Origin of the sequence: Natronomonas salsuginis (genome assembly GCF_005239135.1) — an archaeon.
Lineage (GTDB): Archaea > Halobacteriota > Halobacteria > Halobacteriales > Haloarculaceae > Natronomonas > Natronomonas salsuginis.
In genome coordinates, this window is sequence record NZ_QKNX01000004.1 from 152160 (window position 1) to 167969 (window position 15810).

Annotated in this window: 7 protein-coding genes; 3 read left to right on the forward strand and 4 right to left on the reverse strand. The window is 59.5% G+C overall.

From position 1 onward, the window contains the following. Positions 1-96: 96 nt before the first annotated feature. Positions 97-8343 (forward strand): CARDB domain-containing protein, encoded by an 8247-nt coding sequence (locus DM868_RS11170; protein ID WP_137276957.1) that lies wholly within the window; start codon positions 97-99, stop codon positions 8341-8343. On the opposite strand, the gene DM868_RS11175 is transcribed toward DM868_RS11170, so the two are convergent. The 3 genes from DM868_RS11175 to DM868_RS11185 form a co-directional block, all read right to left on the reverse strand. Further along, on the reverse strand, positions 8340-9218 hold the full coding sequence (locus DM868_RS11175; protein WP_137276958.1) for a hypothetical protein: 879 nt from the start codon (positions 9216-9218) through the stop codon (positions 8340-8342). The two genes, DM868_RS11170 and DM868_RS11175, sit on opposite strands and share 4 nt — an antisense overlap. 100 nt (positions 9219-9318) lie before the next feature. Next, positions 9319-10758 (reverse strand): ATP-binding response regulator, encoded by a 1440-nt coding sequence (locus DM868_RS11180; RefSeq protein ID WP_170964490.1) that lies wholly within the window; start codon positions 10756-10758, stop codon positions 9319-9321. A gap of 232 nt (positions 10759-10990) precedes the next feature. Continuing rightward, on the reverse strand, positions 10991-12367 hold the full coding sequence (locus DM868_RS11185) for a DUF7504 family protein (RefSeq protein WP_137276960.1): 1377 nt from the start codon (positions 12365-12367) through the stop codon (positions 10991-10993). A 265-nt stretch (positions 12368-12632) separates the two neighbouring features. On the opposite strand from DM868_RS11185, the gene DM868_RS11190 reads away from it, so the two are divergent. Continuing rightward, complete coding sequence (locus tag DM868_RS11190) at positions 12633-13736, forward strand: DUF5305 domain-containing protein (RefSeq protein WP_137276961.1); 1104 nt, start codon at positions 12633-12635, stop codon at positions 13734-13736. Between the two features lie 428 nt (positions 13737-14164). Here DM868_RS11190 and DM868_RS11195 read toward each other — a convergent pair whose 3' ends face one another. Continuing rightward, positions 14165-14956 (reverse strand): hypothetical protein, encoded by a 792-nt coding sequence (locus tag DM868_RS11195; protein WP_137276962.1) that lies wholly within the window; start codon positions 14954-14956, stop codon positions 14165-14167. Positions 14957-15261: 305 nt separating this feature from the next. Here DM868_RS11195 and DM868_RS11200 point away from each other — a divergent pair, with 305 nt between their 5' ends. After that, positions 15262-15807 (forward strand): DMT family transporter, encoded by a 546-nt coding sequence (locus DM868_RS11200; protein ID WP_137276963.1) that lies wholly within the window; start codon positions 15262-15264, stop codon positions 15805-15807. Positions 15808-15810: the final 3 nt, after the last annotated feature.

Below are 15810 nucleotides of genomic sequence, written 5' to 3' on the forward strand. Positions count from 1 at the left end.
GGTTTTGGTCAATGAAATGGGGAGTAAGTCGTGCTTACTACCTACGGTAACGTATCGACCTCCGAACGATTCCTCTATCTCTGGGTGGGGTGAGACATGAGGCGACAGACAACCGATACGGATGTACGCGCTGGGAAGCTTCGTGCGGTCCTCATCGTCTCGGCCGTCGCGCTATCGATCTTGTTCGGTGGGGTGGCGTTCGTCGGTAGCGCTTCGGCGCAAACCAACAACGCTGACATCGTAGTCGATGAGGATTGGAGCGAACCGGATGCTGTACCGGACGGATACGACGATGCGACGAATTCGATCAATGAGGCTGTCGGACTAGCAGGATCTGGCGATACCATTCACGTCAAATCCGGGACGTATGACGAGTCGGTCATCGTCGATGTATCGAATCTGATGGTCAAGTCCGTGGGTAGTGCCGAAGAGACAGTTATCACTCGCTCTGTAAACGATGGGACGCCGACAGTCGCGATAGATGCGGACGGCGTCGTACTCGACGGATTCACGATTGAGCGAGGTGGAGCCAGCACGACTACCGCACAAGGTGTTCGCGTTGCGGCCTCGGACGTGGAGGTTCGCAACAACCACGTCGAACACACTAACGACGACGATCAAACTGATAACGGTGTCCTCGTTACGGATCGGGACTCCAACGGCGACCCGGTCAGTTCGAACGTTTCAGACGTTCTGATCCGCAACAACACGATCTCCGGATTCCCGGTCGGTGCGGCTGTCGCGACGCAGGAGGATAACGACAATACGGTCCGCGAACTCGACATCTCGAACAACGAGCTCTCGAGTAACGGCGTCGGTGTCGGGTTCTCACAGGCTGTTGGCGCGACGGATCTCGGCGACGGTCTCTCGACTGACGGCAACACCTTCGATGGAAACGGCTACGGTGTCTACATCTTTGGAGACGACGATAGCAAGAGCTATTTGACTCTCAATAACACCAGAACGGACGGTATCTCCATCGAAAACAACGACTTCTTGAATCCGAACAGCAAGCTCGCCGGTGACGGGAACGATCCGCTTCATATAGTCAACAACGGGAATGAAGAGGGCGAAGACGCGCCGGGTCCGGTCCCAGATACCATCGTCGAGGACAACGGCGAGTTCGACGGAGCCGTTCGGTACGACGATGATGTCGTCGCGCCCGAGATTCAGCCCGTGATCGATGAGTTCGTTGAGAACGAGGGAGAAGAAGAGGACGAACCCGAAGAGGAGACGATCGTCGTCGCACCTGGAACGTACGACGGTGCCACAATCGACGAATCACTAGTCACCCTCGAAGGACCGAACGCTGGTCTTGATGGGGCGAGCGAAGACAGAGGTCCGGAAGCGACAATTCAGGGGAAACTGCAAGTGAAGGCCGATGGCGTGACTGTTCGGGGCGTCACCGTTTCTCCGACTTCTACATTCACTGCTGATTCATCGTTACCTCTCGCAGGAATTTTTGTCAACGGCAATAACGTCTCGATCGAAAATAACAGCGTTTCCGGAATAAATGGTGATGCAGCTACCGGTGAAAGCTCCGTAACGATTAACGGGGTTCAGGTGTTCAAACAGGACTCCGAACGATTGAATAATATTACCATTTCGAATAATTTAATCGAGAATATCGACAATTCGGGCGGAGAAGCCTGGCCGAACTATGGTGGTGCTGTCGGTATAAAAATACAAAACCAACTCGACGATGTTCACGTTAACGGGAACACGATCAGACGAATCCATTCAGCAGGGTGGACATACGGAATTGTCTCCACTCCGTCGTCGAAAAACTCTGTTCAACCAACGAACGTCGTTGTCGAAGGAAATCGGATAGAATCGATCGGTAACGGAGACCAGTATGATGTATTTGCGGACGATACTGCGGCACCGTATGCTGGCGCTGCAGTCGGCTTGGATACTGCAAGTGGTGATTCAGAAGAAGACCCCGTCGCAGATGCTGCTGCGCTAACGGTTACCGAAAACAGTATTTTTGATACTCCGATCGGGGCCCACAACAAAGATTTAGGTGCAACGCTCACCGCCACAAACAACTACTGGGATTCCCCGACTGGACCCGACGGCGACGGTAGCCGAACGATCGGTGATGTCGAGACCGACCCGTGGTATCTCAATGAGGATCGAGAAACACTCAGTAACGAACTGGGAGACACGATCGTCGTCGACGCGGACGGCGACGGCGACGTGACCGACATCCAGACTGCTCTCGACCTGATTGAAGTTACGGATGCAGAAATCAACACGATCGAAATTCAGTCCGGAATCTACGAAGGGTCTCCCACAATCGATCTCCCCGGACTTACTGTCCAAGCTGCAGAGGGCGCTGATCCCGAAATACAGGGTATCGTCACGATCGCAGCGCCCGGCGTAACCGTTGACGGGCTGACGATTGATGGTGGCGACGAGAACGCTGCACCACTCGACGTTCAGGCCGGTAGTCCGACGATCACCAATAACACGATCAGAGGCGGCTCCGACGCCGGCGGTATCTCGACGTGGGGTGGCCCTGGTCCAGTTGACGGAACGGTACTGATCGAAGGGAACGCCATCGAAAATGGGCCTATCGGTCTCGTCGTGGATGGCGACTCGACCGTCGACATTCGAGGCAATGATATCGACGGTGCAACGTCCGAAGCGATCTGGCTGTCCGATTTCACCGATTCTGCTTCCATCTCCGAAGCCGACATTACGATCGATAACAATGACATCGGCTCGGTAGCGCTCGCAGACATCAAAATCGAAACTACTGCCCCGGCCTCGTTGAACGGTAACTCCGAATTGGGTGATCCGAGCGATGTTGCGGTACAGTTCCTTGAAGGTAGCAACGCTGAGACAGTCACACTCTGGAACGGTCAGACCTACGACGAGAACGGCAACGTCGTCGTTCAGGAGGGCGACTCGATCCAGGATGTGATCGACAACGCAGGTGAAGACGCGACCATCGTACTCGACGGCGAGTTCGAGGAGGACGTCACGGTCGATCAGCCTGGTCTGACGATCGAGGGCACCGACGACGCGACCGTCGTCGGCCAGTCCACCGGATACGGCGGTGCGCTCGAGATCGCAGCCGACGACGTGTCGGTGTCCGGCCTCACGATCGAGGGAACTGGTGAAGCGGCGGTGTACGTTCGCTCCGGAACCAAGGGGTTCCACTTGACGGATAGCACGATTCGAACGGCAACCAGTCCTGACGGCCGTCCAAACGGCCTGCTCTTCGAAACCGGCGGCACGGACGATCACCACATCGAAGGGAATATCTTCGAGAACGAGGCCGATTCGAGCGAGAATCCGATCCTCGCGTACGTGAACGGTGGGGTGAGCGGTCCGACCGAATCGACCAACGTCAGCTTCGTTGACAATACGTTCACTGGCGACTCTGTCGGCGGCGGTATCGCCCTCGGTCACGAAGCGACGGATAGCGAAATCACCGAAAACACGTTCGAAGTCGGAGCCGATTACGGACAACTCGAAGTGTGGGTTTCCGGGGTAGAAGTCACTGACAATGAGTTTGAGGCCGATGAACTAGGCCCAGGTGCCTTCCACATCCGTGACGATGTTGATAACGTCGATGCGAATGTATTGAACTCGAACGATTTCGAACGGGCAGTATTCGTCGATGAGACGACTGACGGTTCACAAAAAGTCTTCGCTGGGCTTGGAGCCGCTGTTGATGACGCGGTTCAGGATGCTACGGTAACTACCAGTACCGGATCTTTCGAGGGTGGCGTGACCGTCGATACTGACCTGACGATCAAAGGTCCCAACGCTGGCGTTGCTGGACCTGAGCGGGTTACGTCGGATCTTAGTGACGAAGCAGTTATTCAGAGTCCGGACAGTGACGCCATTCGAGTAAGCAATAATCCAGACATCACCATCGACGGCCTCGCGTTCGATGGCAACCAGCGCTTCCTCTCCGTTGATGATGGCTGGGGAGACATTACCATTCGAAACAGCGTCTTCACCAACGCTCAGAGCAAAACTGGCGGACACTTCTGGTTTACAGGTGATGCTGGAATGTTGACCTTTGAGCGAAATTACATCGGTAATAACGCTCCTTCGAACGGTCTCCGCGTCCGCGTCGACAGCGGTGGTCCAGCGAATGTCGACATCTCTGATAACCACTGGGAGAACAACAATGCATGGGCGATGAACCTCAACCAAGTCGAAGGGGTCATCGAAGACAATGTCTTCGAGAATACGCAGGACACTGAGAAACTGAGCTTCCCGAACGGTCAAGGCGGTGTTCTCCTTGCCGACGCCAACAACGATCTTGCTGTTACGGATAACGAATTTGAGTCCCTCACGGCATCTGGACTCAATCTTTACGGTAATTTTGATGGTGAATTAGAGGTCACAACTAACGACTTCGAAAGCACCAGTAATGTAGCAGCTATTCAGATCTCTGATCGACAACTACCGGAGGGTGGGTTCCCAGCTGATCCTGAGAACATAGTCATTGTAGACAACAACTTCGAAAACAACGAACAAGCAATATCTAACCAAGTTGATAAGACACTCGTTGCCACCGAAAACTACTGGGGCGCGGACACCGGCCCCGGCGGCGAGGGCCCCGGTGACGGCGACGCGGTCAGCGAGAACGTCCAATTCGAACCGTTCCTCGACGCCCCGTTCGATGAGGGCGGAGAGCCGATCCGACCAACGGCGTTCGAAGTCACGAACTTCGAAATCAGCGCCGAGGAAGTGCCCGTCGGTGAGCAGATCACCGCCGAGCTAACGGTCGAAAACACCGGTGACGTCGCTGGCGTCAAACCGATCTCGATCCGAGCCGGCGACGAAACGATCGAGACCTTCGGCGTCGAGGGCGGCGTCGCACTCGGTAGCGGCGCGACGTTCACCGATGAAGTCACCTTCGCGCCCGGCTCCCAAGGCCAGCTCACGATCGCCGCCGAAGCGACCGACGATACGACCTCAGAGATCATCACCGTCACCGAAGCGGAGACGACCTTCGACGTCGGCGAGACCGAGATCGACTCGGACGAGGCGCTCCCCGGCGACGAAGTCACCGTCACCGCGACGGTGACGAACAGCGGTACCGTCGAGGGTACCAGAACGGTCGATCTCGAACGTGACGATGAAACTGTCGACTCCGTCGACGTCACGCTCGATGCCGAGGAGTCGACGACCGTCGAGCTGTCGGATATCCCGTCCGTTTCGCTCGAAAACAACGAAGTGACATACACGGTCGCGACGCCCACCGACAATCGCGGAGCCGGGGCGATCGAAATCCTCGAATCTGCGACCGTCGATATAACTGGCGAGAACCTCGGTGCACTCAGTCCAGTCGTTGCGGGCGAGACGACGACCGTTGCAGCCACGGTCACGAACAACGGCGATGTCGCCACGACCGAGACGGTCGCGTTGACTGCCGACGGCTCGACGATCGCTGAGACCGACGCCGAGGTGACGGGCGGTGAGTCGACCGATATCGAGTTGCAGGCCGACACCCAAGCTCTCTCGGCGGGAACGTATGACCTCATGCTCGCGACGAGCGACGACACCGCGTCCGGCACGCTCAACGTGGATGCGCCTGCTGAGTTCGTCCCGACCGTCGAATCCGTTTCCGACCCCGCCGTCGGCGCGGACATCGAAGTCGAGACGACTATCCGGAACGTCGGCGACGCGAGCGCGAGCGGCGAGGTCGAACTCATCGTCCCCGGCGTCGGAAACGAGACCGTCGAAACCGGGGAAATCGCGGGCGACGAGTCCGAGACGGTCACGCTGACCGTCGCGACCGACGAGGACGCGATCGGCGAACAGTCGCTCTTCGTCACCACCGACGACGAGACGGTCGACAATGAGACGACGGTGCTGGCACCGCCCGAACTCGATGTCGCCATTGAGGGTGCGACCGACCCGCTCGTTGCGGAGCAGGACACCCTCGCGGTCGAGGTCGCCGTCGAGAACGACGGTGGCGTTGAGGCCGAAAACGTCGCGGTCGACCTCGCGCTTTCGGGCGAGGAGGAAGCGTCCGAGACGGTCTCGGTGGCGGGTGGCGAATCCGAGACGGTCACGTTCGACGAGATCGACGTCGGCGAGGCGCTCGAAGGCGACTTGGAACTCAACACCACTGCGACGTACGACGGGACGACCGTCGACGACACGGAGACGGTGTCGGTGCTCGAAGCGCCCGAGGACGCGCTTTTCCGCGTCTCCGACTTCACCGTGACGGACAACACGCCGCGCGACGACGTGCTCCGAACCGAGTCCGGGACGGTCAACGTCGAAGCGACCATCGAGAACGTCGGCGAGCTGGAGGGAACCCAAGAGGTTCCGTTGCTGGTCGACGGTGAATCAGTGACGTCCGAGAATTCGCTCACTCTCGGCGGCGGTGAGAGTACGACGAACGAGTTCACGATCGACGCGAACGAACTCCGCCCCGGCGACCGAAGGATCAGCGCCCAAACTGAGGACAGCGACCGATCGTCGACGGTGTCGGTGCGCGACCCCACTCAGGCGACGTTCGAGGTCGAGGTCGACGAATCGAACCTCCCGCTCGAACGCGGTGATACGGTCGAGGCGACCGTCCAGAACGTCGGCGATCTCCAGGGGACACAGAGCGTTTCCCTCGAGATCCGATCCGGCGGCGAAACGCTCGAAACGAGTACCGAGGACGTGACGCTCGGTCTCGACGAGACCGCGACCGTCGACGTCACAGTCCCCGACGTGCCGCGTGCGGGCACAACCGACGTGACGGTCGACGTCGAGGCCGCCGACGCGTCCGATTCTGTCGAGACGACGATCGACTTCGGTTCGATCGGAGACGGCCTCGCTGCTGCCGAGTCCGGTGACACCGTTCACGTCGCTCCCGGCGACTACGACGAGGCGGTCACGCTGGACGAATCCGACGTGACGCTCTCTGGTGAAGACGCGACGTTCACATCGGGCAGTACGGCCGTCTCGATCACCGCCAACGGCGTCACCGTCGAAGGGTTCAACTTCGAACGGGCGGACGTTGGGGTCGAAATCACCGGCGACGACGCCACCGTTCGATCCACGCGGTTCCTCGACTCCGTCACGAACGGAACCGAGATCCGAGCCGTGAACGCGACGATCGAGAACAGCCGCTTCGACAACCTCACCGATACGGCCGTGGTGCTGACCGGCGGCGCTGATGAGACCACGATCGTGGAAAACAACATCCTCGATAATCGTCTCGGCATCTACGCCGACGCCGGCTTCCACGTCGTCGAGGACAACAACATCGAGCGGAACAGTTACGCCGCGATCGACGCCGACCGACCGTTCGCCGATTCGATCACCGAGATCGACGCGACGGACAACTACTGGGGTCGGCCCGGTGGGCCGATCACCGAGGGTCCGAACGCGGAGATCCTCTCGCCGGTCACCACGGAACCGTTCCTCACCGAACCGAACGAGGACCCAGACTACCGCATCGCGGATTCGAACCTCAGCGGGATCGCTGAGGCCGCCGAGGGTGAACCAGTCGAGGTGACCTACACGGTCGAGAACGTCGGCGGCACCGCCGGCAGCGACAGTGCGGACACGCTCGTCCTCTCCCTCGACGGCGAGACAGTCGCCGAGACCGACGCCTTCGAGATCGGTGCCGGGCAGACGCTATCGAACGACGATTCCGAACTCGACGCGCTCACGTTCGAGGTAGACGCGGCGACGGCCGCGAGGCTCGATTCGGGGCAACTCGAACTGTCGACCGACGACGACACCGACTCGAAGGCCGTGGACGTGCTGAGTGCACCGGACTTCGAGGCGGCGATCACCGACGTCCCCGACGAATTGGAGACAGATGAGACGCTCACGGTCGAAGCGACGATCGAGAACGGCGGCCAAACCGCCGGCACCAAATCCGTCAGGTTGCAGTTCGACGGGACGACCGTCGATACCGAGGAGCTGACCGTCGCGGGCGGTTCGGCGTCGAAGGTGACGCTCTCGACCGAACTCGATGGGAGCGACGTCGGGACGAACCTCCTCGTCGACGTGCTGCCGACCGATGGTCGGCCCGAGACGGTGACGGTTCTAGAGGCGAGCGATCCCGCTCCAGTCGGAAACATCGGCGGCGGAGGGTCGTCCTCGGACGTCGACACGGAGACGCCACAGCCGGACGACGGGGATCCGGAGCCGGCGGAGACGCCGCAACCCGACGAGCCGGTCGAGACGCCCGACGCCCCTGATGAGACGCCGCAACCCGACGAGCCGGCCGAGCCGACCGAACCGCAGCCCGACCCGACTGAGACGCCGATTGACGAACCGGCGGAGTTGCCCGGATTCGGGGTCGTTGTCACGCTCGTCGCGCTGCTCGCCGCCGCGCTGCTGGCGCGCGTCCGGCGTTAATCGGCCGGTTCGACGAGAGACATCGATTTTTCCTTTGCAGGTCGATCGCCAAACAGGCGCAGTTCGTGTACGAGATACGCCATGGTGAAGCCGAGCGCGTAACCGATAAAGTGCATGTAGACGTTGCTCACGCTGTTCCCGCCGGCTTCGATCCGCGGAAACCCGACCGAGAGCAGTAGGATCCAGGCGACGACGGCGACCACGAGTGATCGATCGAATGCCTCGCACGTTGCCGCCCGTCGCATCGACCCAACGTTCGCCCGCGAAAAGTGGACGGCGAACGCCGATCCGAACACTGCGGCGGCGATCACGACCGCCGCGGAGGTGGGTGATACCGGAACGGTAACCGCTCCGACGTAGCCTACGGACACGAAGAACGACGCCAGGAGAAGCGTCGTTTCGATTGGCCGATCTAGTTTCGCTTCGAGATATCTGACGATCGCGATGGGCAACACGCCGGTCAGTGCCATGGTGATGCCCGAGAACCCGTAGGTGACGCTATTTCTCGGCACCGCGAGGTTTAAAAACGACAGCGCGACTGGAATGACGACGAACAGCGTCGTGAGGGTGCCGACGAGGAGCCACCGGTCACCGATCCGACTCAAAAGCACGACGATCACGACGCCGAGCATGACGAACGCGACGAGGTTGCTCCCGAGGTGCGTCGGCGTGAAATGGACGAAGTGTGCCGTGTAGGCAGTCACCACCGTCGGATCGGCGTACACGAACGTCAGCGAGCGTCTGGTCGACGTGGGGAGCAAATACACGCCGACGAGTGCAACCGCGACGAGCCCGACCGACAGGCCGCCGAGTTGCCGACTGATGGGGTCATCTCGAGCGGCTGGTTCCTCGCATTGGCCCTCGGAAGCGAACACGTCCAGAGGGACGAGCCGTACACGCTAAACGCCGTCGATGATTACGATGAGCGATTCGATCGTCGTAACGCGCGCTGTCCGCCGCACCAACCCTCACTACTCAAACGAACTCGACGCCGGTGATCTCGAAGCGTGCGCCGCCCGACTCGCTTTCGGCCGTCTCGATCTCCCAGTCGTGGGCCTCGACGATCTCCTTGACGATCGCGAGGCCGAAACCGGTCCCATCGGGCGACATCGACTGTCCGGGTTCGAAGATCTCCGCGCTCATGTTCGGCGGTAATCCCGCCCCATCATCGGCGATATATACGCCGGGAGCGCTCTCCAGTTTGCCGAGTCGTACCGTCACGTCCGACCCGCCGTGCTCGACCGCGTTGGCAAAGAGGTTCTCCATCACCCGCCGAAGCCGCTCCCGGTCGGCCGCGACGGTGAGTCCGTCGGCTTCGACGCGGAGCGTCGCGTCGTCGTGTCCGGTCGTCTCCCACCACCGTTCTGCCGCGGCGGCCAACGCGACCGGTTCCGTCTCGTCGACGACGCGCCCCTCCCGCGCCAGCGTCAGCGTCGCGTCGATGATCTCCTCCATCCGATCCAAGGCGTTCCCGATCGACGGGAGATGTTCGCTGTCACACTCTTCCATCGCCATCTCGAGTCGGGCATCGGCGACCGTGATCGGCGTCTGGAGGTCGTGGCTGACGATGCCCGCGAACTCCTCGAGCCGTTCGGTCTTCGCTTTGAGTTCGCCTTCGCGAGCTTTTCGGTCCGAGATCTCCCGACTGTTCATCAGAAAGCCGTTGCTGCCCGCTTCGACCCGATTGCTCGCGATCGATTCGACCCAGATCCACGATCCGTCGGCGCGTCGGAGTCGCATCTCGAAGCTCTCTCTCGCCTCGTCTTCGATCTCCCCGAGACGATCGAACTCCGCTTCGATCCGCTCTCGATCGTCGGGATGGACGTACTCGAACGCTTTTTTACCGACCGGTTCGTCCTGTTCGTAGCCGAGAATGTGCTCGATCGCCGGGCTGTTGTATTGAATCGTTCCGTCGGCTTCGAGGATGGTGATGATGTCGGGGGAGTGTCTGACGAACGAGTAAAATCGCTCGTTGAGGTGTTCGAGCTCCTGTTTTCTACGCCGTAGCGCCACGTGAGCGCGCCGTTTCTCGACGGCGTCGGCGAGCCGGCTGGCGAGTAACGAGTACTGATCTTTATCGCCCTGCTTTCGGACGTAATCCGTTACACCCTTCGAGATCGCCTCGCTCGCAACCGCTTCGTCACCCTCCCCGGTGAGAAGCACGAACGGGATCTCCCCGTGGATGTCGTGGACCGTTTCGAGGAACTCGAGCCCGTTCGTTCCGACCATCCCGTAGTCGGAGACGACACAGTCTATGCGGTGCGTGTCGAGGATTTCGAGGCCTTCTTCGGCGTTCGTGGCTTTTTTGCTGTCGAACCGTCCGTCCTCGCGTTCGAGTATCTCGGCAACGGTGTCGGCGAACTCGGGTTCGTCGTCCACGATGAGTATGTTGATGGTCGCGTCGCTCGCGTTCATACAGTACCCTCCCAACATCGTTTGTGCCAACCCCACATTCGCGTGTGTTGGGTATGGCCATCGGATATAAAAATGGTGATGACCTGCTACCGAGCGTGATTTTGCTCTTCGGGATTTAAGTACTTCCTTCCGGAGTCATGTGGCGTCTGAGCGGACGAATCCCCCGAGTTCCGGGGTGAGTTATGTGCCCTCCGACAGAATTGTCCCAGTGACTCGGCGAGTCCTCCATCGATCACTCGAGGTACACATCGTCGTGGTCAATGGTCACGACCGAATCGAACAGCGGCTTGAACACGTCTGCGTTGTGCGAGTCGTCGCGCGACGGTTCGATGTGGAAGTGTGAGATCGCGTTCGCGGACCGTAGCTTCGACAGCAAGACCTGCAGAAACCGAAAGACGCTGCGTTCGTCCGTGTAGCCAACCAGAATCTCGAGTGAGTCAACACAGACGACCGTCTGGAGCGTGTCCGTATCCCATTCTCCGATCACGCGCGTCATCACGATCCCCAACCGCGTTAGCTCGCTTGGATTATTGATTCGGGTCGTCTCTACGGACTCGTCGATGTCGTCCGGGAGCGACTGCCGATAGCCGATGCTTATCAGATGGACGCCCTCGGCGTCTCCGGCGATGCGGCGGAGCCGTTCCGGGCGTATCTGTCGGTATCGGATCAACAGCACGTTTCGCCCCTCGACGTTGTCGAGCCCCAACAGATCGGTACACGCCCGATCCTTTCGGTCGTCCTGTGAAACACACTCGATAAGCACCCCGTCGCCGGGTTCGATTTCGAGGCCCTCCAGAGGCCCATCGTCGTGAATCGGTCGTTCCGGATCGGGTTCGCTGGTAAGCGGTTCGTCGGTTTTTGAGGCTGATGTACCTGTTGGATCTTCCGTCCCCATCTCGGTCTTCGGGGTGTGATGATCGAGCCACCGGAGCGCGTTTCTCACTTTGTCCCTTATCACCCCGTCCTCGCCGTTTGTCGCCGGTCCGGCGGGCTCTTCGGCTTCGTCGGCCGTACGTTTGTTCGGTTTCGCTCCGACGTCCTCGACTCCCGTCGACGATACTGGCTCCGTAGCTTCCTCCTCCGCTATCGTGGCCGCCTCTCGTTTCGAGGGGTCGATATCGTCCTGTGATCCCGTGTTCACGGCATCGGCCTCCGTCCGTGTAAGAACGACCCCATCCCCGTTTTCGTCGGCTTGTGCGTCCGTGCCAGCCGCGAGTGCCCGTTTTGCTTCGACGAATTGAACCGCCCTCTCGATCCGGTGAGCGAGCAGCCGATACGAGATGGTCGTTAGCGACTTGGGGAAGTAATCCGCGGCCCCTAGATCGAGTGCCCGTTCGACCACGTCTTCGGATTCATAGCCGGTAAACAAAATAAACGGGAGCGTCGGATGTTCCTCTTGAACGTGCTTGAGCAGACTGAAGCCGTCCTCGTCCGGCATATCGAGGTCGCACAACACGCAGTCGATATCATCCTCGACGAGTCGCCGTCTCGCGCTCTCGACGCCCGTCTCGGTGACGACACCGAAACCGAACTCCTCCAGCACTGCGGCTCGTACCGCCAGAGCGTTGCTGTCGTCGTCCACGTAGAGGACGCGAGTTTGGTCTGTCATCTATCCCACGATAGACGATACAGCCGCATACCTCTGTTACCGACATATGTCGTACTCTTCGGTGACCTTCTCGGGCTCTGGCCGGTCCGTACCGGCGGGCGAGACGGTATCGTGGTTCTCCGATGGATCGTGCGGACGACAAGTGCCGGCAACGAACTCATTACGATTGGCCTACTACAAATGAATACACCAAGATGGCACTCCAAACCGACCCGTTGGGGTGGTCTGGCCGGGTTCGGACTGACAGCCGTATCCGGAGAGATCAATGACCGACCCAAGTAGACGACTGCGGGTGCGTGCGCTGTTGGATGCGTACTTTCCTATCCTCTTCGGAGCTGCCATTCTCCTGGCTTTCGTGTTCGGCTTCTGGTTGTTTCAGGTGTACGCCGTCGAAGAGGTGCGGACTGAGCAGCGGACGTTCGTCCAGTGGTCCGAGTCGACGGAACTGGAACACAGTGCGTTAATAGTTAACGAGTCTGTCCCGTTCGAGGCGGGCCAACGTGTGGAAGACCGGCCGATCTACTACACGACCATCTCGGACGCCCTCGATATCACTTATCGATACGAACACACGGCTGGCGCGGAGTTGGACGTTTCCACGGATATCTTTCTACGCGTCCGATCGGTCAGCGGTGACGACGTCTTCTGGGAAGTAACCGAACCACGCGCATCCACCGGGTCCGAATCCGTCTCGGCCGGTGAAAACCACACTGCAGAGGCGTCCGTCAACATCGCTGAGCTGCGAAGGACTATCGCGGAAATCCAATCGCAACTCGGGACGGAAGGATCCATCGAGATTGCTATCGTCGCCACTACGAGCATCGACGGTATCGTCGACGGACAGGCGGTGAACCGGACTCACGGAAGCCTGTTGAGACTCGCCGTCTCGCAGACGTCGTTCCGTGTGACTGACACCGAGACGATCGACGAGGAGTATACGTCGACCGATACCGTCGAGACCACTCAGGACGCGTCGCTGCTGGAGATGCTTGCCTCGTTGTTGGCCTTTTCAGGATCGCTGACAGTTCTCGGTACACTCGCGTTCGCCCGTCTCCGCGGGTACATCGAGCTCTCCGGGGAGGAAGCCGAACTCCTCGAGGTCTACCAACAAGAACAGGAGTTCTCTGAGTGGATAACCACCGGAACGTTCCCCTCCGAACGCGATTACGAGGCGACGATCGTCGTCGACGATCTCAAGGGGCTGGTCGACGTCGCGATCGACACCAACAAACGCGTCATCAAGGACGAACAGCTCCGCGTGAGCACGGTGTTAGACGACGATTACGTCTATCTGTACATTCGCCCCGACTCGTCGGCCAGCGAATGGCTGTTCAACCAAGCCGACATGACGATGGAGGAGCTGGACTAGCTCTAGTTTTGAACGGCCGACGGCAAATATATCGGTGTTGGGTGGGCTGATCGATTGGTAGTCGCTCCCCGCACACGGAATCGGCCTTCTCTAGGGTCCAAACGGCGTACGTCCGCCCGCTGGATTTCCACCGGGTGCGGCGTTCCGGATTCCAACCACGCTCAAGCGGGTCCACGAACACTCCAGTGAAACGCCTGTATGGGGCCATCATCGGGCGGTGAGCTCGCTCGAAAACGCGTCAAGCCGCCGTTGCTCACCGTCTCTCACCGGAACACGTGACACTGGTGGTGATGTGAACTCTCGGCGGCTCTATCATGACCGCGTTTATCACGTCCGCCCGTTCGGGTATACCACACGAGCGTATGCGCTCGTGGGCGCTACCGGAACGGTGCAAAATACGTAAACGCCGCCCGAGGGGACCGAATCCGCTAGTCTTCGGTACCGACGAAGACGCTGTCGAGCAGTTGAAAGTCGTCGGTTTCATTCCCATTGAACGGATTGCCAGTCGCGCTCGCCGCCTCGTTGGCTAGAATGCTCACTTGGTCACCGGTGAGCTCGGTTACGAGATCGACAGTGATGCTTTCGCCCGCTCCGAGTGTAACAAAGTCGCTCGGTTCTTCCTCCGTTCCATCAGTCCACCCGTTCGTCTCAGCATCGTCCGGAGATGGAGAGAGAAGAAGGTTACTGCCACCGCTTTCGTTGGCCAGATCACCCAGTCGATTACCCGGGATCTCGAATTTGAACATCTTAAGGACATCCAGTCGCGAGAGATTATCATTGCCGAGATCGTCTACATAATCGTCGTTGAACCAACCGGTGGTGCCGTCTTGAGCGTAGCCGCTCACTTCGCCGCCGTCATCTATCGCGTATGTCGTCCCGATGCTGACTTCGGTCGTACCGGTGTTATCGATCTCGAGGAAATTCGAAAAGCGGATCTCGCTTGCGGAATTCTGTCGGGCCAACGAAACATCGAGTCCGTCGTTTTGGTTTTCGTTGGCACCTGCTGCGGGTAGATCCCCCGGATTCAGTTCATCGAAGTTCAGGAACTCATCTTGTGCCCAGTCGTCGAGCTCGCTATCCTCGCCGTCTTCGAACGCGGGGCCACGCCGAACGATCGTCTGTGCAGCCGCGACGATCCGGAAGTCCGCTCCCGGATTAACGCTGTTTTGGAACGCCGCGCTCGAAAACGCCGCGCCGCTGCCAGTCGCTAACAGTCCCATGCCGATAATCGTTTTCCGCCGTGATAGGTCTACCATAACTGTTTCACCTGTTTCGAGCTACGGCCGGTAAGGACTTAATACCGCTGAGCTTGAAACTCCGAAAGCGCCGCTTGAAAGGATCTCTCTGCACGTAATCACTGAAAAGCCCAGCTTGAACCGGGGTTAACGAATTATTAAGCGGTCTATCGACCACCGTGCTATCGAAGCGGCCGGCCGTGGCCCTCGCTGACACGGTTGGATCTCATCACCACCTATATATCCCCCGTGTACGTGCCCTCTCGCGTGGCTGCTGCCTCATATCTCACATGTCTCTCTCCAGCCAAGAAAAGTACGAGGCGCCAAAAAAGGATAGCGTCTACGAGCTGTTGAGCAACCACCGGCGTCGGTACGTCCTCCACTACTGCAAACGAAATAACGGGTCGGCAACGCTCTCGGAACTCGCCGAACAGGTCGCCGCCTGGGAACATGAAAAGCCCGTCGAGGAAGTGACTTCCGCCGAACGAAAGCGAGTGTACACGTCCCTCCAACAAACACACCTCGATCGGATGTCCGACGCCGGAGTTATCGACTACGACGGCGACGAGGTCGCACTCACCGACAAAGCCCAAGAACTCGACGTGTATCTGGATATCGTCCCCGCCAGCTCGATCTCTTGGGGGCTGTACTACCTCGGGCTCTCGGGGCTAGCCGCCGCCGTGTTGTTCGGCGTCTGGGTCGGGTTCGTCCCGACCGACACCGTCCCGGCGATCGGCTGGGCCGCGATCGTCCTGACGGCGTTTTTCGTTTCATCGGTCGCTCAAGTGCTACAGAACCGCCGCTACCGGCTGGATCGCTTCGAACGGCCGCCGTGAATC

What these genes read in the sequence shown, in the direction of transcription:
- DM868_RS11190 (WP_137276961.1), top strand. Translation starts at nt 12,633, where the DNA reads ATGACCGACCCAAGTAGACGACTGCGGGTGCGTGCGCTGTTGGATGCG.
- DM868_RS11170 (WP_137276957.1), top strand. Translation starts at nt 97, where the DNA reads ATGAGGCGACAGACAACCGATACGGATGTACGCGCTGGGAAGCTTCGT.
- DM868_RS11200 (WP_137276963.1), top strand. Translation starts at nt 15,262, where the DNA reads ATGTCTCTCTCCAGCCAAGAAAAGTACGAGGCGCCAAAAAAGGATAGC.
- DM868_RS11185 (WP_137276960.1), bottom strand. Translation starts at nt 12,367, where the DNA reads ATGACAGACCAAACTCGCGTCCTCTACGTGGACGACGACAGCAACGCT.
- DM868_RS11195 (WP_137276962.1), bottom strand. Translation starts at nt 14,956, where the DNA reads ATGGGACTGTTAGCGACTGGCAGCGGCGCGGCGTTTTCGAGCGCGGCG.
- DM868_RS11180 (WP_170964490.1), bottom strand. Translation starts at nt 10,758, where the DNA reads ATGAACGCGAGCGACGCGACCATCAACATACTCATCGTGGACGACGAA.